This window comes from Butyrivibrio sp. WCE2006, from assembly GCF_000701985.1.
Lineage (GTDB): Bacteria > Bacillota > Clostridia > Lachnospirales > Lachnospiraceae > Butyrivibrio.
Window position 1 is genome coordinate 1 of the sequence record NZ_JNKH01000004.1, and the last position, 23,378, is coordinate 23,378.

The 23,378-nt window shown below is 39.2% G+C and carries 17 protein-coding genes; 16 read left to right on the plus strand and 1 reads right to left on the minus strand.

The genetic code is table 11. The features are described from left to right. Positions 1–327 precede the first annotated feature (327 nt). On the minus strand, positions 328–1,860 hold the full coding sequence (locus T501_RS19995) for a GGDEF domain-containing protein (protein ID WP_050008128.1): 1,533 nt from the start codon (positions 1,858–1,860) through the stop codon (positions 328–330). Between the two features lie 356 nt (positions 1,861–2,216). Between T501_RS19995 and T501_RS04265 the strand changes: the two genes are divergently transcribed. The 16 genes from T501_RS04265 (at position 2,217) to T501_RS20005 (ending at position 23,286) form a co-directional block, all read left to right on the plus strand. Beyond that, positions 2,217–3,719 (plus strand): hypothetical protein, encoded by a 1,503-nt coding sequence (locus tag T501_RS04265; protein WP_197027915.1) that lies wholly within the window; start codon positions 2,217–2,219, stop codon positions 3,717–3,719. Between the two features lie 298 nt (positions 3,720–4,017). After that, positions 4,018–4,986 carry a TAXI family TRAP transporter solute-binding subunit gene (locus tag T501_RS04270; protein WP_197027916.1) on the plus strand — a complete coding sequence of 323 codons (969 nt, stop codon included), beginning with the start codon at positions 4,018–4,020 and terminating at the stop codon, positions 4,984–4,986. Next, positions 4,987–6,090, plus strand: coding sequence for a GNAT family N-acetyltransferase (locus T501_RS04275; protein WP_026511565.1), 1,104 nt, complete (start codon positions 4,987–4,989; stop codon positions 6,088–6,090). 7 nt (positions 6,091–6,097) lie between these two features. Continuing rightward, positions 6,098–7,045 (plus strand): phosphatidylglycerol lysyltransferase domain-containing protein, encoded by a 948-nt coding sequence (locus T501_RS04280; RefSeq protein WP_044913520.1) that lies wholly within the window; start codon positions 6,098–6,100, stop codon positions 7,043–7,045. A 26-nt stretch (positions 7,046–7,071) separates the two neighbouring features. Next, positions 7,072–9,996: an MFS transporter gene (locus T501_RS04285; protein WP_044913521.1), complete on the plus strand. Its 2,925-nt coding sequence runs from the start codon at positions 7,072–7,074 to the stop codon at positions 9,994–9,996. Next, on the plus strand, positions 9,993–11,645 hold the full coding sequence (locus T501_RS04290) for a PP2C family protein-serine/threonine phosphatase (RefSeq protein WP_026511568.1): 1,653 nt from the start codon (positions 9,993–9,995) through the stop codon (positions 11,643–11,645). Before T501_RS04285 ends, T501_RS04290 begins: the two co-directional genes overlap by 4 nt. 326 nt (positions 11,646–11,971) lie before the next feature. Beyond that, on the plus strand, positions 11,972–14,311 hold the full coding sequence (locus T501_RS04295; protein WP_044913522.1) for a glycoside hydrolase family 127 protein: 2,340 nt from the start codon (positions 11,972–11,974) through the stop codon (positions 14,309–14,311). 282 nt (positions 14,312–14,593) lie between these two features. Then, positions 14,594–15,064 carry a GNAT family N-acetyltransferase gene (locus T501_RS04300; protein ID WP_044913523.1) on the plus strand — a complete coding sequence of 157 codons (471 nt, stop codon included), beginning with the start codon at positions 14,594–14,596 and terminating at the stop codon, positions 15,062–15,064. A gap of 159 nt (positions 15,065–15,223) precedes the next feature. Further along, the gene (locus T501_RS04305; protein WP_044913524.1) at positions 15,224–15,943 is read left to right on the plus strand and encodes a LytR/AlgR family response regulator transcription factor; all 720 of its coding nucleotides are present in this window, start codon (positions 15,224–15,226) and stop codon (positions 15,941–15,943) included. Positions 15,944–15,945: 2 nt separating this feature from the next. Continuing rightward, a complete protein-coding gene (locus T501_RS04310) occupies positions 15,946–17,322 on the plus strand; it encodes a sensor histidine kinase (protein ID WP_044913526.1) in 1,377 nt (458 codons plus the stop codon). A gap of 176 nt (positions 17,323–17,498) precedes the next feature. Continuing rightward, the gene (locus T501_RS20000) at positions 17,499–18,128 is read left to right on the plus strand and encodes a hypothetical protein (protein ID WP_050008130.1); all 630 of its coding nucleotides are present in this window, start codon (positions 17,499–17,501) and stop codon (positions 18,126–18,128) included. 36 nt (positions 18,129–18,164) lie between these two features. Then, entirely contained in the window at positions 18,165–19,013 is an 849-nt protein-coding gene (locus tag T501_RS04320; RefSeq protein ID WP_155994783.1) for a hypothetical protein, read from the plus strand. A 41-nt stretch (positions 19,014–19,054) separates the two neighbouring features. Then, the gene (locus T501_RS04325; RefSeq protein ID WP_155994784.1) at positions 19,055–19,291 is read left to right on the plus strand and encodes a hypothetical protein; all 237 of its coding nucleotides are present in this window, start codon (positions 19,055–19,057) and stop codon (positions 19,289–19,291) included. Positions 19,292–19,603: 312 nt separating this feature from the next. Next, complete coding sequence (locus tag T501_RS04330; RefSeq protein WP_050008131.1) at positions 19,604–20,359, plus strand: LytR/AlgR family response regulator transcription factor; 756 nt, start codon at positions 19,604–19,606, stop codon at positions 20,357–20,359. A gap of 11 nt (positions 20,360–20,370) precedes the next feature. Beyond that, on the plus strand, positions 20,371–21,807 hold the full coding sequence (locus tag T501_RS04335) for a sensor histidine kinase (RefSeq protein ID WP_044913533.1): 1,437 nt from the start codon (positions 20,371–20,373) through the stop codon (positions 21,805–21,807). Between the two features lie 486 nt (positions 21,808–22,293). Beyond that, positions 22,294–23,286, plus strand: coding sequence for a hypothetical protein (locus T501_RS20005; RefSeq protein ID WP_050008132.1), 993 nt, complete (start codon positions 22,294–22,296; stop codon positions 23,284–23,286). Positions 23,287–23,378 lie beyond the last annotated feature (92 nt).

The following is a 23,378-nucleotide window of genomic DNA, read 5'->3' on the forward strand; positions in this document are numbered from 1 at the left end:
TCTGGTTATCTCTATCCTCCAATGTTTGCCTGAGAAAATCTCTTTCCAGTCGACCGAATTCGGCATGTACACCTCGTTCAAACTCTGCCATTCGGGTAGGCTCTTTTGCAAAATCCTCACGTAGCTTTATAAGATTTTCTTCCACATTTTCCCAAACTTGTTTTATACTGTCCATAAGGACACCTCCCGTGCTTTTTGTTTTGGCCAACAAATACCTTAACACAGAAGGTTGTCCTTTTTATTTATGTTGTGCACAATTCTTGTGCTACATTCTATCAATCCTACAAAAACTTTACCCTAGCCCATGTAATCACATGGCGCCTTGAATTACCGTCTTCGTCTTTCCAAGCCTGTTTCCTGATAGAATTTAGATTTTTCATCATACATTCTGGAATCGGCTTTCTTCTTTAATTCATCTATAGTGTCACCCGGATAATCCCTATGGGCGGCGTAGCCGATAGATAATGCAAGACTGTTATTATAATTGCCTTTCCAGGAGGATGCTGCTTTCTTGATCTTTTTGTCTATTTCTGAAATATTATATGAATGTATGACGGCGGTAAATTCATCACCACCTGTTCTGTAGACTTTTCCAAAAGTTCCGAGGGCAGATGAGATACATTCTGCGGCAGCTTGTATAAGCTCATCACCTGCATCATGCCCAAAAGTATCATTTGTATATTTCAATCTGTTGATATCGATTGAAGCAATCACAAAATCATCCTCTAGCGGCTCATCCTTGTACCTGGCAAGATCGTTATCAAGGCTTCGTCTGTTAAAAAGCTGAGTCAGTTCATCAGTCAGAGAAATACGGATCAGATGCTCCTCACGATTTTTATCCATATTGATATTCTGAACGGTATATACGACAAGATAAGGGATACCGTTTTCGTAGGATTCAGCATTAATATACTGGGCGCGAAACCATCCGGTATCAACATTTACGAACTCACCATAAATAAATCTTTTTCCTGTCAGTCTTTTTTCCAGTGTCCTGAGATTGGTAAACTCAAGAAATGCGTCAAGATGCTCCGGGGATACATGCTTTTTAATCTTGTGATTCATCACGGTATGAGCATGCTTTTCAAAATCCAGATCGTGATAATTGTAGGACTGATCGCTTAATGACATCTCTTTCATTGATTTAAGGTCAATCAGGTTCACGTTATCATAAATCTCAGTCATAGAAAAAAGAATGGACATCTGCTCATTCAACCTTTCAGCATAGTCTGATACTTCTTTATTTTTAGTTAAAAGCACAGTGAAATAGTCATAGAGAATTCTTGTTATGGTAAGGCCTCCTACAAGCATTATTATCGTTTCAATAGTGTAGCCAAGCATAGTATTTTTGAAGTACTCAAAGGGAGTATTGAAATCGGAATTAATACTTGCGTTGTGAGGAGCTATAAGCCAGGTGGAAATCAGCATGGCAAGATAATTTGTTATTAGTGAAAAATAGAACATTATCGGTTCACTAAAAAGTATGCTGAGAAGAGGAATAAAGAACCAGGTAATATGAATGTGAATATGCTTATATACCATGAACATCAAAAGAAGCTCCATGGATACAATTGCATAATATCCTGCGAACTCTGAGTAGGGCCATTTTGTTATTAGTAATTGATGTATGAGTGCAAGCAGAAGCATGCAGGATGAAACTGCGAGACATGTAAAATATGTAGCTTCTGCAAAAACACCAAAATAAATGCCTGCTGCAATTGCAGGACCAGTCAGAATACAGAACCAAAGTACAGTATTCAAATATCTATTTACAAGCTTTCTATTGTCACGAAGAAAAGCCTCGTAACTATTTATTCCTATAATATGCTTTTTGATTTCCGAAAAGCTCATTCTTTCCATTTAATTCACCTGCTGGTACCGATAGGTTATTGATAACATTTTACACTAGAGGATTGTAAAAAAGGCTTATATATCAAATCTTTTAGAGAATATTTAGAAATTAAGGTGAGGAAAACGCAAAATAATGATATGAATCGAGGTCATGAAATAATACTTCATTTCTGATTAGATTTTATGAAAATTTAATACATCACGGCAGAAACCATCAGGCCCTACATGTTATGATTTGAAAAGAGGTTTTTGTTGTGTTTCTTATGTGTCTTATGTATTTATGGGGTGGAACCATCATGACGAAGTCATGATTCGGAATGGTTCCAACCGATTGGGCAGGATTACGAAGTAATCATGCGGTACATATGATGAAGAGAGAGGGAAAAAGAATGAAGAAGAAAAGATTATTTCAAAGGCAATTGATTTGTATGATTTTGTCACTTATTCTTGTGATGTTTACTGCATGTGGAAGTGATAGCGGCGCTGATGATCCAAACCTTGGTTTATATGAAGCCACCACAGCCAATATGAGTGGATTTGAATTAGGGGTTAAGGATGTTTTCGAGGATGGCTTTTCAATAGAATTAAAGAAGAACGGGAAGGCACACCTTCAAAGTGGAGATGAGGGAGGCGATTTTAAGTGGACCCTTGAAGGCGAAACATTCCATGGTGAAGGAGGCGGAGCCACTTTTGACGGGACCCTTAAAAATGGAGTTATGGTTCTCGAAAATGTTGAGGGATCCGGAGTCACCCTCACACTTGAGTGCAGTGACATAATTGCCTCATTAAAAGGAAAAGAAAAAGCTGTTTCATCAGAGGAGAGTGATAATCAGACAGCTGAGGTTCCTGAGACCATAGAAGAGGAAATGACAGCTACCACTGATAGCGTAGAGGATAACGGATTAAATATAAGCCTTGATTCAAAAAGCTCTGTAAGCGGATATTATGATGCTATTGCAGCTTCAGTAAATGACAGGGACGAGGTTTATATTGAACCCGGAGAATACCTGAATGTAAATGACGATGGTTCACTCAGCATGTATGTTGCGGAGCAGAATCTTGAGTTTGCTACAACAATAGAAGACAACAAATTTTATCTGAACGGAGACACCAAGGTTGGAGAAATAGCAGAGGATGGCAGCATCACTCTTAATCTCTCCGATGATGTCAAATATGTTTTTGCAAAGGAAGGCAGTGAAAAGTGGAATGAGTGGCAGGCATCCCTTGAAGAGAATACAGAATATGAAGAGAATGAAGGGTATGCTGTAGCAGAATATGATTTTAATGAAGCTGTTAAACTGGTGGGTGATTACGAAGGTTTCATGCTCTATAGGAATGATGCATATTTTAATGGGAAATCCTTTGAGAATATCGGAACCAATGCCTTTGCAAGAATTGTAATAGATCCAATGGGAAAGCCCCAGGTTTATATTCGCACCATAATGAATGATGCTTCTAATGTAAAGAACCTGGATGCAGAGTTCAGGGACGATGGATGGCTTACCGTTACGGGAACAACAGGTACAGATAACGGTGATAAGGAGTGGACAGCCATAATAAGCCCGGCTGTTGGAAATGCTCCACTTAATATTGATGCAACATTGACATCAGATTATGAAACTGTTTTCTTTACACTGTTTCTGAAACCCATTAATTCAGATTGGGATTACAGTTATCTTGATGATGATATAACAGAGGATGTGTTTAATAATTTTGTCTACAATCTGCAGATAGCTGAAGGAGATCAGATTGAGGATAAGCTGCAGTTTTATCAGAATTATTGGGATAAGAAGCATAAGGAGGGTGAAACCTTTACCATGATCACGGATCAGATGCCGGATCCGTCACTGCTCAATTTATATAAGTAAAACCGTCTTTCAGGCCAACCGGCAATGACATTAACAAGGTGGCAGTAAATAACATATCTAAAGGTCTATTATGCGTATGTATAATAGGCCTTTTTATTTTGAATAAATATTATCTATTTTTAATTCATAGTTTATAAATCTATAACTTGTGTATGTAAAAATGTAAGAGAGGCACATTTTTGTTATTGCCATCATGTTTTTTATAAAGATACCGAATTATTTATAAAGTTATCTTGTATCAGGAAAGGTTAATTTGAAGAATATGATAACTTCTCACAGGGTTTCAAAATTATCTCTAATGGTGAAAAGGCTGCTGGCTATGTTTATTGTTGTTGCCTTGATGGCCTCACAGGCAGGATGCGGCAATATCATAAGTTCAAAAAAGAAAGAAATGATCTTTGCAACAGGAGGAACATCCGGAACATATTTTTCTCTGGGTGATGCCATGGCAAATATTCTGAATACCAAGCTTTCAAACAGTACCCTTGCTATTTATTCAACGGGAGGTTCAGGAGAGAATATCAGGTTGATTTCTGAGAGGAAAGCTGACCTTGCAATAGTTCAGAATGATGTAATGTACTACGCCTATACAGGGACAGACTTATATGCTGATAAGGGAACATTTACAGAGTTCTCAGCAGTAGCAGGAATTTATGACGAGTGTGTTCAGATAGTAACATGCAGGGATGATATACATACCGTAGATGATCTTCGTGGGAAAATAGTTTCCGTTGGAGACTCGGGATCCGGAGTGGAGTTCAATGCAAGACAGATCCTGAGTGCATATGGGATGACCTTTTCTGATATACATGCTGAAAATTCTTCATTTGCCAACAGCGCTGATAATCTTGCAGATGGATCTATTGACGCTGCTTTTATTGTTGCAGGACTTCCTACAAAAGCAGTAATGGATTTGTCTGAGAAAAATGCTGTGCATCTGGTTGCTATAGATGATGAACATGTAAAGATTCTTCAGGAGAATTATAGCTTTTATACAAGATCAACTGTTCCTGACGGAACATATCCGGGACTAAATGAAAGTACTGACACAGTTTCAGTAAGGGCTACACTTATAGCTTCAAACAGGTTGGAAAGAGATAAGGTTTATGAACTTCTGACCCTTCTGTTTAGTGAAAAAGAAAAGATTTCTGCAGGAGAGAAAAATTTTTCGACCTTTGAACTTGAGGACTCTCTTAAGGGAATAGATATTCCATTTCATAAAGGTGCCCGGAAATACTATGAGGAACAGGGTGTGGAGGGATTCTGATTGTTAAGAAATATACTAAAAGGAGAAACCTGTGCCGGTTGCAGAATATGCTGTATCTATGATGATTCTGATGTATGGGACGCTCCGGGTTTTACTGAGAAGGAATTTAGTAAAGCTAAAGATAAGACAGAAGCATTATTTAGCCAAAGAGACGATGGGCTTTATTATCTTCAAATGGAAAAGGACAGCGAGGGTATTTATACCTGTCCCTGCTTAAGTGATAAAGGCTGTACTTTAGGTGAAGATAAACCCTTTCGCTGCAGATTGTGGCCTTTGTATCTTATAAATACTGAGCACGGCTTAGGAATAGCACTTTCTCCGGTTTGTCCGGAGGTGTGGAAACGTAAAAGTGAAGATATTTTTGAAGGCATACGGGATCAGATACCGTTTCTGTTGGAGACGGCAGGAGAAGATCCTTCGCTTGTCGAAAAGTGGAATCCTGAATACAGAATGATAGCACTTCCTGATGAAGCCGGTGTTTATCATTATATTCCTGATGAAGAGGGAACGGAAATCCATTTGCATCTAAGAGATATGTCCGTAACAGAATTGCAGAATCTGTATAAAGAAGAGTTTGTTTTTGATTTTCCTGAAGATGAATTAAAAAAGCTTGATCTTATGATTGATCTTAAAAACCAGGGAAAATACGTTACATATGCTTTCTTTGACAGAGGTGTATATGTGGGCTATGCGCTTTTTGACATTAACCCTACAGGCAAAAAAATATATCTCTTTGATTATCTTGGTGTCACACCTTCTCTTAGAGGCAAAGGATATGCGACCATGATACTTGATTTAATAAGGGCACATTTTGCCGGCAAGGTATCTTTAGCAGGAGAAGTGGAAGACCCGTTTATGACGGATGATCCGGAGATAAAGAGAGATAGAGAAAGACTTATGAATTTCTATATCACAAACGGATGGCAGGATACAGGGATTTCGATGTTTTTGTTTGATGTGGACTATCGTATTTTATATTATCCCAGCGGGGAAGCGATAGAACCTATGGAACTTGTGGATTATTATCGGAGACATTTTATTGATATGGTGGGAGAAGAGGAGTTTGAAGGTAACATGAGGATAAATTCTATAACGGAGATATAAGGATTTTATGTATATTGATAAGTTAACGTTACTAGCTGAAGAAGACAAGGAAAGGATTATTGAACTTGGATATTCGCCTGTTACTGTAAATGATAAGGCAATATTTGATCCATATTATGGAAAAATGAATGAAGACTGGTCATCCCCTATGAGTTTTATGGCAATGATCGCATGGGAAAGTGTACTCTCCTTTTATTATAAGAAGAGCAATGATTATCTTACCTTATTAGGCTGGGATGCCTCAGATGGCAGAATGACAATGCTGCCGCTAATCGGACATTATGACGAATCGTCTGTGAAAGATGCTTTTTATGAAGCAAGAGAGGATCATGAAAAGCTCGGTTACAGTCTCAATATCACTGATATGAGAGAGTGGATGAAACCGTATTATGAAGGAATTCCGGATACTAAGTGGGAAAAGAAAGAAAGTGATTCATTTTACGACTATGTTTATGATAGCAGATACTTTGATTCTTTCAGTGGCAAGTCCGGGCAGAATCTTAGATTTTTTCTGAAGAACTATGATTACACAGTGGACGAAGTTACTCCGGAGGATCTTGATACACTTAAGGATTTTATCAGGGCTAACTGGTGCTCGGTTAAGGATTGTTCTTATTGTAATTATGGATGTTCAATCAATTGTCTTGAACAGATTGTGCCTGTTCTTTCTGAGCTTAATGGCTTTGGGATAATTGTGAGGATAGACGGAAAAATTGCCGGCTTTTGTATAGGTTCAAGGAGTGGGAATCAGTCAATACTTCATTTCCAGACTACTGCCGGCAACTATAAGGGACTTGGGGTATTCATGTATTCAGAGTGCAAAAAGCGCTTCCTTTCGGGAATTGATAAGATAAGTCTTGGTGAGGATATGGGTATTTCCGGAATCAGGACTTACAAGCAAAGACTTGCCCCTCATGAATGGATACCCAGGTTTGAATATGATCTTAAGGACTGAAAACATTTTTTGAAAAGAGAACAGCCATGAATAAAAAAATAATGAATAAAAAGAATTACATTATTGCCGGAATTGTGGCCTTTATTTTCCTTATCATATTTTCATTTAGCAGGGAATATCTGATGGTAAGCCCTTTTGATGAATTACCCTACGAGGGCATAATTTATGCAACTCTGGATAATGAGGGGAATACTTATGTTTTAGATAAGGCAGGCCAAAGGTTGTTGAAGGTTTCACCTGATAACAGGCTGATATGGAAAAAGGAGGCATTTTCAGGGCTGTTCAATGGGATAAAAAAGGTTGTCACTTCGAACGATCATATCTTTCTTCTGGATGTTGAGAGCGGTGAAGGAATACGTATTAAAGGTGAGAGCATAGTTGAGCTTAATTCAAGAGGCAAAGCTATTGAAACTGTTGCAAAATTTCTCTACTCTGAGCTTACAATTCAGCAGCACATAGTAGGGATTTTTCCTATGGGAGAGCAGGGAATTGCTTATATATATAAAACGAATGACAACATACGTCTTTTAGTACCGGGGGAGAGTGAGACCACATATCCTCTTAAGGGAGCAGGTATCTTCTTAAGAAGCAGTGCTTTTGATTCAAGCACGGGAACTGTCTATTACAGCACCTATGATGGGAAAATCAAGAGATATGTTGATGGTGTTAATGATAAAGTGCTCTATGACAGCACCTCTTCAGACGCTTTAAGCATTCCTGCTGATCTTAGTTTTTCTGATGGAAAATTATATGCTACTGATATCGGTCTTCGATCAGTAATAGTTGTTGACACCAAGAGCGATGAAGTGTCTCTTATAGAAGAAGCCGGAAATCTGGTGGAAAAAGAGATAGCATATAGCCTTAATGCGGATAATGGACTGGCATGTGTGACTGATTATTCGGTCAAAAAATACCTTGGGAATAATGAATATGATTATTTTGTTTCCTGTAAACTGTCATCTTTGATCGTATTTAAGAGTATTATTTCAAAAATTTCGATTGTATGCTTCATACTGCTTGTTGTTGCCTTAGCCGCATCTATTGTTATTTATATCTTCAAAGAAAAGAGTATGTACGCAAAGATTATTCTTGGTATAGTGACAGGTTCATTTATAATCTCTGCTCTTTTGGTTGCAGTTCTTGTGCCGAGATTCCAGGAAGAAATAACGGAAGCTTTTTTTGAAAAGGCTGACCTTGTAAGCGACCTGACATCTGCCATGTTGCCAATAGAGTCATTATCAAGACTCAACAGTGCAGACGATTTCATGAACGAGGATTATCAGGAAATCAGGAATGTTGCAAGGAATGTATTTCTTACAGAATCTGAAAACTTGAGTGACCTGTATTGTGTTTTTTATCAGGTTGTGGATGGCATGTATGTTATGAGCTACAGTCTTACGGATATTGCAGGTGCTATTTACCCCTATGACTGGAGTATAGAAGGCTCTCTTGAGGAAAAGGTTCTGACCACTAAAGAGGGTGAGAGATACATGAGTAGCACCAGTGAAGGTGAGTATCTCTTTTCATATAAACCTCTCATAAACAAAAACGGGGATGCTGTAGGCATTATCGAAGTTGGTAAGGATATGGCTACATTTCGCCAGGAAGTAAATACAATGGTTATTGATGCTTTTATCAATACTATTGCTGTGACGGTGGTGCTTATCCTTTTCATAATAGAAATTGTTTATTTTGTTAAAGGCAGAAATGAATATAAAGAAAAGCTGGAGAATGGCGTGGAAGGCGCATCTCCAATGCTTCCCTGCGAGATTATGAGAATGGTTTCATTTCTTGTATTCTTCCTGACTAATTTAAGCACGGCATTTCTTCCGCTATATGCCATGGAAATATCTGAAAAATCATCAGCTATGCTTGCTCCTGAAATCATGGCTGCTATTCCTCTTTCAGCAGAGGTTATCACCGGTGCTGTATTTTCTGTGCTGGGTGTAAATATTATTGAAAAAATAAGTGAAAAGCGGACGATTATAATTAGTTCGGTACTTTTTACAGGAGGTTTTGTTCTGCGCATTATTCCAAACATATGGGCGCTTATTGTAGGTAATGCAATTATTGGTGTGGGCTGGGGGATGATACTTCTTGTAGCTACCTTGAGGATTACTAATCTTCCGGAGGAAAAAAGGGATATTGGTTTTTCCCAGTACAATGTGGCTTCGCTTAACGGTGTCAACTGCGGAGTTGTTTTCGGAGGATTTTTAGTTAACTGGATGAATTATCAGGGCGTGTTTATGATTTCGGCAGTCTTTAGTATTTCTATGCTTATTCTGACTTTGACATATTTTAATGACACAAAGACAGAAAAACTGGAGGAAGATGCAGAAGAAGAAAATGAACCGATCAAAGTGTTCTCGTTCGTTCTTAATCCTAAGGTATTTTCACTCTTATTTATGATAGTTGCGCCTATCCTTATGAGTTCATATTTCCTGAATTATATGTATCCTATTATAAGTTCTGGTTATGGACTTTCAGATACTTATATTGGTTATTCATATCTCCTGAACGGACTTTGCGTTATGTTCTTTGGCGAATTATTAACTTCCTTCTTCATCCGGATAAAGAGGAAACCGGAAGGTCTTCTTACGGCATCACTTCTTTATGCCCTGGCATTCTTCATTGTGATCCGGTTTGAGAGTATACCTGCTCTGTTTGCAGCTCTTGCGATACTTGGTATTTCAGATAGCTTTGGCCTGCCGCTGCAGTCAGGTTATTATACGGAATTGGATATTGTTCAGAAGTACGGGTACGACAAGGCTCTTGGTGTTTATAATCTGATCATAAATGTGGCGCAGTCCATTGGTCCGTTTGTATTCAGTTATGTACTGATTGCCGGAATGGGAAGAGGACTTACCATAGTCCTTATTACACTGGTTGTGCTTGCGTTCATATTCATTTTTATAGGGAAAACTGTTGATAAGAAAAGGAGCACCGTATGAGTAAAAAGGGATTTGGAATAGGAGTAAAAATCTGTTCACTAATTGCTGCTGCTATGTTGGTTTTGTCCGTTGTACTCATTGTATACAGCTATCTGGTACATAGGCAGAAGGTAGATGATTATTATGGAGAAAATGCTTCGCGACTGGCCTTATCACTTGCGAACCAAACCGATGGTGACTTTATCAGAGAACTAAGAGAATTGGTTGATGAAGAAGACTTTAAACAAGTGCGTGAAAAAGCAGTTGAGACAGGCGACTGGACTCTTGTTGATGACTATCTTGCGAAAAAGGGAATTAAAGAGAAATACGATAGTCTCTTGGCATCTTATGAAGGCTTTTTGAAAGATATGAATGTAAAATATTTGTATATTCATTCGATAGAAGGCCCAATAAGTGTATATCTTGTGTCTGCAACCGGTGGCCTCGAGGGACTTGGATTTATTGGAGATAATGCAGAAGAATTTGCGATGTATTCAACAAATGTCCATATCGATCCTGCAGTATCCAATATGGATAATGAATGGGTATGCTCTGCCTATGAGCCGATATTTGATTCTAATGGTAATGCAGTAAGTACTGTAGGTGTCGATATTGATATGAACCAGGTTGTGGGTGACAGACTGCACTTTTTGTATCGCATGGTAATCTGCGGGATAGTTATTACTTTGATCTTTGTGGCTCTGGGTATCTTAACTATAAGGAAAGTTGCTGTAATGCCTATTGAAGCACTTTCCAGGGGAACAAAATCGTTTACAAACGAAGAAACAGGCTATTCAAGGGAGAGTGTAATATCTCTTGATATAAATAGTAGAGATGAGCTTGAGGAACTATACACAGATATCAGGTCTATGCAGGTAAAGATTCTTGACTATATTGAAAATATTACAAGGATCACTGCTGAGAAGGAGAGAATCGGAGCAGAACTGAATGTTGCTACCCAGATTCAGGCGGATATGTTGCCGCGAATATTCCCTCCATTCCCGGAAAGAACGGAATTTGACCTATATGCTACAATGAGCCCGGCTAAGGAGGTAGGAGGAGACTTCTATGACTTCTTCCTTATAGATAATGACCATCTTGGTCTTGTAATTGCTGATGTATCAGGAAAGGGCGTTCCTGCAGCACTATTCATGGTCATTGCCAAAACACTTATTAAGAACAGAGCACAGCTTAGTAACTCTCCTGCTGAAGTACTTAGCTATGCTAATGACCAGCTGTGTGAGGGTAATGAAGCAGAGCTTTTCGTTACTGTCTGGTTTGCAATGATTGAAATTTCTACAGGAAAGGGGCTTGCTGCCAATGCCGGTCACGAGCATCCTGCTATAAGCAGGAACGGTGGAGAATGGGAGCTTGTTAAGTACAGACATTCACCGGCAGTTGCCACAATGCAGGGAATGAAATTTAAAGAGCATGAATTTGAGATTCATCCTGGTGACAGACTTTTTGTATATACGGACGGTGTAACAGAAGCAACCAATAGTCAGAATGAGCTGTTTGGTGAGGAAAGGCTTGTCCAGGCTCTTAATAAAGAGAAGGTGGATACTCCTGAAAAACTTCTTAAGAATGTCCGGGAAGATATAGATACGTTTGTAGGTGATGCACCGCAGTTTGATGACATAACGATGCTTGGAATTTATTGGAAAGCCTGAGATATCAGGCAATTTCTAATGTCGTTTACGACAAGTAAACAGAAATATTTATGAAGTAAAAATAACTTTAGATTAAAAGGATTGTTTCTTTAAGAGACAGTCCTTTTTAATTTGAGCAGAACACTTGGAATGGCATTTTTCACGAGCCTTGTCGGGACTGTTTAAACTATTCGTTTTTGATAATAAAGAAGCAATATATGAAAGGTAATACTAACAGGTCTGTGATATCATTAAAAAAATTTTGTTTTGAGTTTAAAAAGTGTATTGAGTTTGAGATACAGATAATTGAGAATAGATATTATTGAATATAAAGGGGAAATATTAGAATGTTTGAAGAGTATAAACTTTCACAAGTATTAGCGATAGATGAGTATTATCAAAACGCTCTTGAAAAGGATGTAGCTTATTTAAAGAGCATTGATCCTGACAGAATGCTGGCAGGTTTCTATGAAAATGCAGGCCTTGCACCAAAGAAAATGCGTTACACCGGTTGGGAGAACATGCTGATAGGTGGGCATACTATGGGACACTATCTCACGGCTGCTTCTCAAGGTTATGCTAATCCCGGGACAGCAACTGATGATAAGAAGGCTCTTATCGAGCTTATTAAAAAGATGGTGGATGGTCTTTATGAGTGTCAGCAGCATTCCAAGGGGAAGCCTGGATTTGTGTTTGGAGCAGCTATTCTCGATAGTAATAATGTAGAGCAGCAGTTTGATAACGTTGAGGAGGGCAAGACCAATATCATCACAGAGGCATGGGTTCCGTGGTACACCATGCATAAGATTCTGGACGGACTTGTTAACACATATATACTCACAGGCTATGAGACTTCACTTAAAGTAGCAGAGGGAATCGGAGACTGGAGCTATGGCAGGACATCCTCCTGGTCTGAGGATACTCATAGAACAGTTCTCGGAATAGAATATGGCGGAATGAATGATGCCCTTTATAAGCTCTATAAGCTCACAGGTAAAAAGGAGCATCTTGAGGCAGCACACGCTTTTGATGAGGATGAGCTTTTCAAAAAGATTCTGACAGGTGATGCAAATGTGCTTAATAACCGCCATGCCAATACCACAATTCCCAAATTCCTCGGTGCGCTTAACAGATATATGACTGTTGGGGAGTCTGCATCGGAATATCTTGAGTATGTTAAGGCATTCTGGGACATGGTGGTTACAAGGCATACCTATGTAACAGGCGGAAACAGTGAGTGGGAGCATTTCGGAGAGGATTATGTGCTTGATGCTGAGCGCACCAATTGCAACAATGAGACCTGCAACACCTACAACATGCTTAAGATGAGCAGAGATCTGTTCCGCATTACCGGGGATAAAAAGTATGCTGATTATTACGAAAATACCTGGATTAATGCCATCCTTTCTTCACAGAATCCGGAGGATGGAATGACCATGTACTTCCAGCCCATGGCTACGGGATATTATAAGGTATATGGACAGCCCTTTGATAAATTCTGGTGCTGTACGGGAACTGGTATGGAGAATTTCACCAAGCTTGGTGACAGCATATATTTCAAGGATGAAGAAGGTATTATCGTTAATCTCTATGTGTCATCAGAGGTCACTGACGATGAAAAGAAAATATCCATCCGTCAGGACACAAAGATACCGATGGAAAACACAGCATTATTTACTATCAGCTGTGAAAACGAGAGTCTCTTTAGTTTGAAATTCAGAGTTCCTGACTGGGCAAAGTCCTACACTTGTAATGTTGTAGGGAGCGAAGATACCTTCGAAGCAGGAACCGATGGATATATTGAGATAAAGAGGCAGTGGAATGACAAAGACCAGGTAGAGATCACTTTTGAGATGATGACTGTGGCAAAAACTCTGCCTGATTGTGATAACGTATTTGCATTTAAATACGGTCCTGTTGTTTTATCTGCAAACCTTGGTACTGAGAATATGGTTGATGGTACTACAGGTGTTGATGTTACCATTCCTACAAATAAGATTGCAGGAAATGAGTATCTCACGATAAATGAAGGCAGCGTAACTGATTTTGTAAGTAACATAGATAAGCATATGGTAAGGGAGAACGGAACACTTAACTTCAACTTAACAGGAACTGACAGAGATCTTCAGTTCACACCTCATTATAAAAAGACAAGGGAACGTTACGGAATATACTGGTATCTTTTTGATGACAGCAATTCAGATACAGATGAGGTTGAAAAGAGAAAGGCGGAAGAGGCTCGCAGAGAGAGCATCATCGATACTGTACAGCCTGGATACGGACAATACGAAAATGACGAACTTCATGCCATGGAGGACAATGGTTCTGTAGGAAGTACAGCACAGGGGACAACAAGAGCAGCAACTCCAAATGGAAGCTTCACCTATCACATGAAGGCTGTGGAAGGCGCAGATCTTCTTTTAGAGGTACATTACCTTAGAGAGGATAACGGCAAGCAGATTTGCATAAGGATTGGTGATGAGACCATTTTTAATGGCAAGCTTCATTACACAGGAAGAGAAGAGGAGTATTTTGTAGAATATCCCATTTCAAAAGAAATTATTGCTAAAGCTCTTGAGCACAGAACTGTGGGTGGAAGTGAAGTCTTTACGGTACCTGTTACATTTAGTGGCTCATTCGTAATCGAGTCAGCAAGAATATTTGGATTTGTATATATGAGAAAGTAAGAAATAGTAATTCCTGCCACTATTGGCTAAACGGCCGGTAGTGGGAGGATTTTTTGAGGCTTTAAAGTTACTGTTCAGACAGCTCTGCGCACTTGCTGCGCTGAGCGTGAGAATGTTCTACGTCTTGAATATAGGATTTGCCCCTTTGCCGAAGGCAACTGGAATGGGCAAATCCAGTTGCTGTGAGCACCGTAAGGTGTGAACAGTAACGCTTTAAAATCTGGCAGTAATTGGAGATAATATAAGAAGGTAAATTGACAAGCGCAGGGGGATGTGGGAAAAATGGATATTTCATATAAAAAACTTACAGATACAGAATTAGACTGTTTTATCAATATGAGGATTACACAGCTGACTGAGGAATATACATCCACAGGCAGGACTGTGCCTGAAGGTGTTGACCTGAAGGCAGCATTATATGACTATTACAACAGACATATGGCTGATGGGACATTTGTTTCATGGCTTGCCATGGATGGAGATAAGATTATAGGTACAAGTGGCATGTCTTTTGTTGAAAAACCGCCGTATTTTACCTGCACAACAGGAAAACTCGGGCTATTGTCAAGCATGTACACAGATCCTTATTACAGGCGAAAAGGAATAGCAAAAGAGCTGCTTCACAGAGTTGTAGAAGAGGCCAGAGCTTACGGATGCGGAGCAGTTCACATTACTGCTTCCGATATGGGAGTTAAACTCTACACCGCCTATGGCTTTAAGCATAATGGTAACTTTATGCAATATAGCCTTTAAATGCGGGGGATTCTGTTTAGTATATTTGATAGAAAAATCAGTGGTAAAAGGCGTTGCATGGCAGCGCCTTTTTTCACACTTAAAAATGGTCGTTTCACATAGAATGCATATTAAAATTAAGTGACCAGGCCTAAAATGAAACTGGAGGATTAGACCATTATGAGAATAGCTATATGTGATGATGAAGAAAAAGTAAGACAGATGCTACTAATGAAAGTTAGAACTTCATTTCCGGAAGATTTAATAGAGACTTTTGAAAATGGTGAGGAGCTTCTTAATACGAGAGAAATACCTGATATTCTCTTACTTGATATAAAGATGCCAGGGATTTTGGGCATGGAAGTGGCGAGAAGGCTTCGGGAAAGAACTGATAAAACGGTGATTATTTTTATAACCGGAGAAGAGAGGTTTGTCTTTGATTCCTTCGATGTGCATGCTTTCCATTATCTGGTGAAGCCGTTTTCTGATGAAAAGCTGCAAGAGGTGCTTGGAAGCGCGAGAGCAGAGGCCATTAAACAATCTTTATCTAAGGGCAGGACAGGTCATGAAAAGAAGTATGTCATGGTCAATTCCAAAGGAACCCATGTCCGCATCTGCCTTGATGATGTGATATATGCCGAAGTATTTAACTCCAAGGTCGTCGTACATGCTACAGATTCAGATATTGAATATTATGGGAAACTGACTGATTTGGAGAAAATTGCCGGCGATGATTTTTTCAGGACTCATAGAGCTTATCTTATACATTTGAAATATGTAAAGAGTTATGACGCATCAAACGTCTACCTGAAAAAAGGGCAGGTTCTTGTCTCAAAGCAGAATTATCCTAAGCTTGTGCAGAAAGTGCTTGATTATAACAGAAGAGAGGGGCTTTTCTGATTATGGATATGGAAAAATACTGGGATATTGCAAATATGGCATTTAGAATCATGAATCTTATAGTAAATGCCGGAATGATGAGCATATTTGTGAAGCCATTTTTACGTGAAAAAAAGAACCGATATGTGGTTATGACAGCGTTCTTTTTATCAATGCTTCTGCTGTTACTTATTCCTTATGAGATAAGCAGCAGTGTAGCCTATGGGATAGGAATAGTTGCCTCATTTTCATTATGCACTGTTGCAGACAGATATAATCAGCTGCAGAAGATATTTCTGGCTGTGAGTTCCTACCTGATCCTGTGGATTGCATCCGGAGTAATAAATGAGCCATGGAATCAGATATGGAAACTGACATTAGGCAAAATTCCGGATGAGCGAATCGGATTACAGTTTGCTGCATTTATAGTTTTAGAAGCATTAAATATTGTCCTTGAAAATGCAGTCCTCTATTTTATGATAAAGCTCCTGCACAGAGTTTATAAAAATAAGCAGGAAATCATGACCGCAAAGGAACTGTTTCTTCTTCTTTCACCATATCTGTCGATAGCATCAGGATATTGGGTGATTCAGTTTTTGACAAACGTTTATGAGATGGATACTTCTGTCTATTTGTGGAATGAGCACACAATTTACAGGGGACTTGTAGCCGGGTATCAGATTCTTTCATTTGCAGCGATTGTGACAGGTGTTATGTCCTATGGATGGATCAAGGAATCCGAGGAGGACAGGATTCAGAGAGCTGTGATCGCCGGACAGATAAAGGATATGAAGGATCATGTTGATAAGATCGAGGGTCTTTATCAGGGAATCAGAAGCATAAAACATGACATAAATAATCACATTCTTGTGCTGGAAGAACTGGTTGCTACGGGAAATGAGAAGGATGCAAAGGAGTATCTGGAAGCTATAAAAAAGGATTTTGCGGAGAGCGGAAGTCTGGTTAAAACCGGTAATCCTGTTACGGATGTGATCATATCTGAAAAGCAGAAGGATGCATTGGATAAAGGTATGGAGTTTTCAAGTAGTTTTGCTTTTCCTCAAAATGTAAATATTTCCACTTATGATATCAGCGTTGTACTTGGAAACATACTCTCCAATGCTTTTGAAGCAGCACATAAAAGTGCAGAGAAAAGGGTAAATCTATCTTCTGTCATGAAGGGGCAGATATTTTTTATTGAGGTCAGGAACAGTTTTGACGGTGCTCTTTTTATAGATGAAGCCACAGGGCTTCCTAAGTCAAATAAAGATCAGAATCAGGGACATGGATATGGACTTCGTAATGTTAAGAAGGTGGCAGAGAAATATTTTGGGACGATGGAAATCATTCGGAATGATGATGAAGTCAGAACCACAGTAATGATGGTTATGCCATCATAAAGTAAGCGTCAGATTTATCTGCCGCTTACTTTAGAGCCTCCGGTGGATAGAAGAATTGTCCATTCACACTGGAAAAAAGCCCATTCACACAATTCCTATAAACATAAAGAAATGGCATTCCGAAGCAGAAAGTAAGATAGTAGTTTACTTTTTCATATATACAAGGAGGTATTGTGATGGCTATAACAAATGTGATGACGCAGTCACTTATTTCTGCGGGTAATACTATGAAACAGATTCAGCTTCAGCAGAGTGTCAGAAAAGAACTCAAAGGAAAAGCCGGTGTTCTGGATTCTGAGATAAAAAGAGATGAAGCTTCAGGTGCTGATACGACAGCAAAGAAGGAAGAACTTGCTGAAACTGAAAAGAAAGTGGATGACATTGCAAGCAAGCAGATGAGTCAGATGTCAGAGATGAACAAGGATATGAAGGAAGCTGCCAAGGCTGATGCAGAGGAGCAGAAGAGAAATGAGAAGCTTGAAGCCCAGAGAGAGGCTAAGCATGCGGAGCAGAAAAAGCAGGCAGAGAAGATTCAGGAGAAGAGTGCGGAAAGAGCTGCAGAGAACGAGATTAGGCTGGAAGCCGCAAGAGAGAATGCCGCAGCAGAAGGCACAGATACAGCATCTTTGGGCGATACAAATGTGAAGACAGTAGTTGTTGGCGGCGCAAAGACAAAGGTTATTTCAGAGTCAAATCATGCTACGAAGATACCGCATATAGATGAAAAAATCACGCCACCATCATCAGCGGAGATATCGGTATCAGTTTCAGATGCCGGTGGACACAGTGTTGATGTTAAGGCATAAAACGTTAGGAATGTGAATGAAAAGGTGGCGATGGTTATGTATGGATTTGAACATGAGATAAGAGGAAATACTGAGCGGTACGTCAAGAAGCTATATGACTTAAGCGGTAATCATGTTGGAACAATTTCTATATCCAGACCTCGTAAAACTTCTTCAAATGGAAAGAAAAAAAGACCTGCATGTTACAGTTTCAAACAGGTTTCTTCACAGGTACTAAGTGCGAAGACTTCTTCCAAGGCTGCCCAGGTATCAATGAGCATCCGCATGAAGATTGGTATGCTGAAAAAGCAGCTGAAGAATGGTGATGTTGACGAAGAAGAAATCGCAAGGGCTATACTTCATGCAGAGATGGTTCAAAGAGCATGCGATAAGAAACGCAAGAATTTAAAGATGGAAGAAACAGCAGAGCGGAACATGGAGTGTGAGGAAGAGTTGCCTGCAGAACCTCAGGATTCTATGGAAGATGTTAAATCGCAGGAAGAAGTTCGTGAATTGGAGCAGGAAGAGTTTAAAGCTCTTATGGAAAAACTGGAACTGTCCGAAGATGAAATGATGGAGATGGCAGAGGAAACAGCTGAATTTGATGAGGAACTTGACGAAATGGAAGAGGCCCTTTCAGGGGCAATGACTCCTGAGGATCTGGAGCAGCTGAAGGTAAAGCACCGCAGTGATGAAGCAAGAGATATCTTGAAAGCAGACCTAAAATATCTTAAGGCTCTTTTTGACAGGCTTCAGTCTGAAAAGGAAAATGTGGGAAAAACGGTAATGTCCTCATCCGGATCAGACAGCGGAGTGATGCTTTCACTTGGTGGATCTGATGTGCCAATCATGACCAGTGAAACTGCTCAGGCAGATGTGGGGAGCGTAGTGGATACTGAAGTCTGAACCATTTGATAAACCGCTGTTAAGAAACAAGGATGGTGCTTATGAACATGCTTGATGAGACCATGGAAGAACTTGAAGACCTGGCAGAGGCTTCGGAAGAACTTATGGAAGAAACTGAAGATATTGCGGACCTTGAGACGGCAGAAAACCCGGAAGTTACAGAAGAACTGGAAACAGTGGAAGGTGACCAGTTAAAAAGTAAGGCTCCATATGGAATGACTGAAGAGGAAAAGGAGAAACTGCTTACTCATTACAAGAGAATCGATTTGAAAGTGTAATTATGCGCATGACCGTAATAGGAAGAATTGACGCAAAGCATCGACACAAAGCGGCATAGTATTTCAGCCTATTTGTCCTGCTACCATTTGGGGCTTCCTGAATAGTAGCATAGTAGTTCATTCACTATAATAATAAATTGAAATTAAAGGTGCGTAAGTTTTTCGATACGCACCTTTATTGTATTTAGTCCATTCACTACAAAAAAGTGACTATTCATGACAAGCAGTTTATGTGACATAACAATAGTCGATATAATTGTTTAGAAACTATATATTCCCGAAAACAATATGTATTAGAAAATGAGAGTTGATATGATTCAGAAAAATACTAAGTTGAAAATCGGCATCTGTGATGATGAAGCCGGTTCCAGACAGTTGATTATTACATATTTATATGAAATGAATCCTGAAATTATGGTGAAACAATTTTCATCCGGGGAAGAGCTGCTGGAAAAAGCGGACATCGATACACTGGATGTTTTGTTTCTTGATATAGCTATGGGCGAAAAGGATGGAATGTGCGTTGCGAAAGAAATCAGTGCCAAAATAAGGGCAAATGGCAGGAGCCCCAGAATGTCAAAACCGCTCATCATATTCATCACGGGTATACCAGACAGGATAGGTGATGCTTTTGGTGTAAGCGCTTTTGATTATCTCGTTAAACCTGTAAATAGAGATAAACTTGAAAATGTACTAAAGCGAGCAGAAAAGGAGTTGGCTTTGATTGATGCTGCAAAAGCAGATAATACAGAAAGCATAATGATTCAGGTTGGAGGATCAGTCTTTTCACTTAATATTGATGAAATCTACTATATTGAGAGCGCTAATCGCAAGATCATTGTCCATACTAAGACTGGAAATATTGAAACCTATGGAAAAATCAGCGACTGGGAGAATAGACTTGGCAATGATTTTTTCAGAATACACAGGAGTTATCTCATACAGATGAAGTATGTGAGGAAGTATAACCGCATTGAGGCAGAAATGGCAGACGGCAGCCATGTACTGATGTCAAAATATAAATATCAGGAATTCTTAAGCAGTTACATGGAATACATTTCAAAATAAAAGGAGCAGCTATGGAAGTAAGCTCATTTCAAATGATAGAACAGCTATATGGTATATCAGCTACGGTGATTCATATATGCATCTTTGCAGTGCTACTTATGATTTTTATTCCCAGAGAAAAGATGTCCATGAAAGTACGGTCGCTCCTATGTGCGCTTGTTTTTGCAGGAATTATGATAGATATTCCCTTGCTGGCGGGAGTAAAAGGGGTCCATGTAGCAATAAATCTTTTAACAATTATTATATTTACCTTTGTATTAAATAGAAAAATGCTTCCGGTGATGTTTTTCCTGTTCTTTTTATGGAAAAATATCTACTGCGTATTTTTTCTGCTGACAAATGGGGTGTCGGATTTTCTCTCAAAGCTTTTTATGGGAAATCTGGAATATGAAACAGTGAATATCATAGATGCAGTTTCCATGCGGCTTGAATACTGGACTCTTACGATGATCGCACTACAAATAGTCATTATATCTTTAGAACTGTTTGCCCTTTGGAAAGTGGTAAGGCACAGGTATGATATGACCTGGACTGAAGCCATGTTCTTATCATCTTTTTCTGTATTATCCATGATTTTGACTTATCTGATAATTGATCTTACGGTGGTTCCGCTAAAGGATGAAGTGTTTATTCTTATGGATGAAGTTAAGGGTGCCCACTACAAATTGCCGCTTTTTGCAATTGTTATATTTGTAGGTGAGATGCTCGCAATTGCCACATGGCAGCAGTTTAGGACTATTAAAAAAGAGGCACTTGAGTATCAGGGGATCATCAGACAGACAGGCTATATGAAAAACGAGATTGAGAGCGCAAAAAGCTATTATGAAGATATGCGCATGCTAAGGCACGATATGGCAGGTAAACTAACTGCTCTTAAAGGTTTTATTGAAGGCGGGCGGATAGAAGATGCAAGCGATTATCTTGAAAAGATGAATGTCGAATTTGAAAATGCCGATCAGAGTTTTCATACAGGAGATCCGATTTCAGACATAATCATAAGTGCTGCTGCAAGAAAAGCAGGAAATAAAAATATTCTTTTTGACTGCGAGTTAATCTTGGGAAAAGTCTCTTCAGATTTTTCATACGATGTTGGCATAATTCTAAAGAACCTTCTGGACAATGCTATAAGTGGTGCAGACAGGGTAACTGACAGAAAAAAATACATCACCCTTAAAGGATACAGGAAAAATAACGTATTCATAATCATGACAGCTAATCCATATACCGGAGAAATTGTTTTTGACAAAGAGACTGGTCTTCCCATCAGTGAAAAGAATAGAAGCAACGAAACCACTGAAAAAGGCGCTGATGGGGCAGGTAATTTTACAGACATTCATGGAATCGGCCTTTCAAGTATAAAACGTGTTGCTGACAGACACCTTGGCACTATGAGCATAAAAACTGATGGTGGAATTTTTAAAGTAAAAGTAATGATACAGATGGAATAAACAGCATTAGCCGTCTATTTACTACATGAAACAGACCATTTGTGACAAAGCTATTTTAACCCTCACATCCATGGACGATACTAAGAGTGAAAGCAAAGCTAACGAGTACCTACTGCTTTAAACTTGGAAAAATAACGTTAATTGCATAGGTTTGTTTTGCACTAGGCTCAAAAGGACTTCACCAGGTGCGCTACTTAAAGGGGGTAAGACATATGTATTACGATATGGATTATTTTGGTGTGTTAATGAGTAAGATCGGCGGTGGCTACGGCTGGAACAACTATGGATATGGCAGTACCTCGAAAACAGGTTGTAACGCAGAGTAAAGCGAGGAGTAACTTCACTGGAATTTGATGAGTAATATTATAAAGATAGCTATGGAAAGCACTTTAGGTAAATGGATTGAAATGACCTGAGTGCTTTTTTAGTACCTTACAAAGGATGTTTTATTAGCCTGGTGACGTTGTTTGGCAGAAAGGATTAGTCATGAAAATAGATCAAAGCGAGATAAATAGTACAGCTAACAGATATTATGAAAAGAGCTTCGGACAAAGCGGAAAAGGCAGCAATGTAGGATTTGTGGGAATTACTTCTAAGACCACTGAGCAGGAAACAACAACTTATGAGGCAAAGGGGAGTGTGACGACTAAAGACGGAAGAAGAATAGATGTAAATGTGAGTACTTCCATGGAGAGGTGCAAAGTATCTGAGGTTTTTGTGCCCATGGCTTCACCAATGGATGTTCTGTTTGATCCGCTTATCATTAATACCGGTGCTAAAACAACAGGTCTTAACGATGCGAAATTCAAATTTGATCTGGACTCTGATGGAAAGGAGGATGAAATATCCACACTTTCTAAAGGTAGTGGATTCCTTGCTCTTGATAAAAATGATGATGGAAAAATTAATGATGGAAATGAACTTTTTGGAGTAAAAAGTGGAGATGGTTTTAAAGACCTTACTGAATATGACACAGATGGAAATGGCTGGATTGATGAAAACGATGAAGTATTCGATAAGCTAAAAGTCTGGTATAAAACAGAAGATAGTGATGAATTAAAGAACCTTAAGGATGCAGGAGTAGGAGCTATTTTCCTTGGAGCTGAAGAAACAGAATTCAGGCTTGATGGTGGTGATCAGGTTCTCGACGGGAAGGTGAGAAAAACAGGTATGTTCCTTAAAGAAAACGGTGAAGCCGGAACAATTCAGCATGTGGACATGGCTATAAAGGGACGTGAGGAAGAACTCCTGACAGAGGATGAGAAACTTGAAGAGACTATGAATCAGATAAGGAACCAGAGTACTCAGAACAGGCAGCGAAACAATAATACCAATGCGCAGCGAAGAGCCCAAAGGGCTGCAAGACAGAAGAAGCAGTTGGAAGAATATTACAAGAAAAAGGATATCCAAAAGCAGCTCACTGAAGAAGCAATTGAGAGGAGAAAAGAGGTGTATCAAGAAAGAGATATGGTTAATTAAACTACGGAGATTGAAAATTACAACGCATATGTAATAAGGCAAGTTAATGCGCAAGTTAACAGGATAGCTTAATTGTAGTAAATAACTAACAT

What these genes read in the sequence shown, in the direction of transcription:
- T501_RS04285 (WP_044913521.1), top strand. Translation starts at nt 7,072, where the DNA reads ATGAATAAAAAAATAATGAATAAAAAGAATTACATTATTGCCGGAATT.
- T501_RS04290 (WP_026511568.1), top strand. Translation starts at nt 9,993, where the DNA reads ATGAGTAAAAAGGGATTTGGAATAGGAGTAAAAATCTGTTCACTAATT.
- T501_RS04265 (WP_197027915.1), top strand. Translation starts at nt 2,217, where the DNA reads ATGATGAAGAGAGAGGGAAAAAGAATGAAGAAGAAAAGATTATTTCAA.
- T501_RS04310 (WP_044913526.1), top strand. Translation starts at nt 15,946, where the DNA reads ATGGATATGGAAAAATACTGGGATATTGCAAATATGGCATTTAGAATC.
- T501_RS04300 (WP_044913523.1), top strand. Translation starts at nt 14,594, where the DNA reads ATGGATATTTCATATAAAAAACTTACAGATACAGAATTAGACTGTTTT.
- T501_RS04335 (WP_044913533.1), top strand. Translation starts at nt 20,371, where the DNA reads ATGGAAGTAAGCTCATTTCAAATGATAGAACAGCTATATGGTATATCA.
- T501_RS04270 (WP_197027916.1), top strand. Translation starts at nt 4,018, where the DNA reads ATGGTGAAAAGGCTGCTGGCTATGTTTATTGTTGTTGCCTTGATGGCC.
- T501_RS19995 (WP_050008128.1), bottom strand. Translation starts at nt 1,860, where the DNA reads ATGGAAAGAATGAGCTTTTCGGAAATCAAAAAGCATATTATAGGAATA.
- T501_RS04305 (WP_044913524.1), top strand. Translation starts at nt 15,224, where the DNA reads ATGAGAATAGCTATATGTGATGATGAAGAAAAAGTAAGACAGATGCTA.
- T501_RS04295 (WP_044913522.1), top strand. Translation starts at nt 11,972, where the DNA reads ATGTTTGAAGAGTATAAACTTTCACAAGTATTAGCGATAGATGAGTAT.
- T501_RS04325 (WP_155994784.1), top strand. Translation starts at nt 19,055, where the DNA reads ATGAACATGCTTGATGAGACCATGGAAGAACTTGAAGACCTGGCAGAG.
- T501_RS04320 (WP_155994783.1), top strand. Translation starts at nt 18,165, where the DNA reads ATGTATGGATTTGAACATGAGATAAGAGGAAATACTGAGCGGTACGTC.
- T501_RS20005 (WP_050008132.1), top strand. Translation starts at nt 22,294, where the DNA reads ATGAAAATAGATCAAAGCGAGATAAATAGTACAGCTAACAGATATTAT.
- T501_RS04330 (WP_050008131.1), top strand. Translation starts at nt 19,604, where the DNA reads ATGATTCAGAAAAATACTAAGTTGAAAATCGGCATCTGTGATGATGAA.
- T501_RS04280 (WP_044913520.1), top strand. Translation starts at nt 6,098, where the DNA reads ATGTATATTGATAAGTTAACGTTACTAGCTGAAGAAGACAAGGAAAGG.
- T501_RS20000 (WP_050008130.1), top strand. Translation starts at nt 17,499, where the DNA reads ATGGCTATAACAAATGTGATGACGCAGTCACTTATTTCTGCGGGTAAT.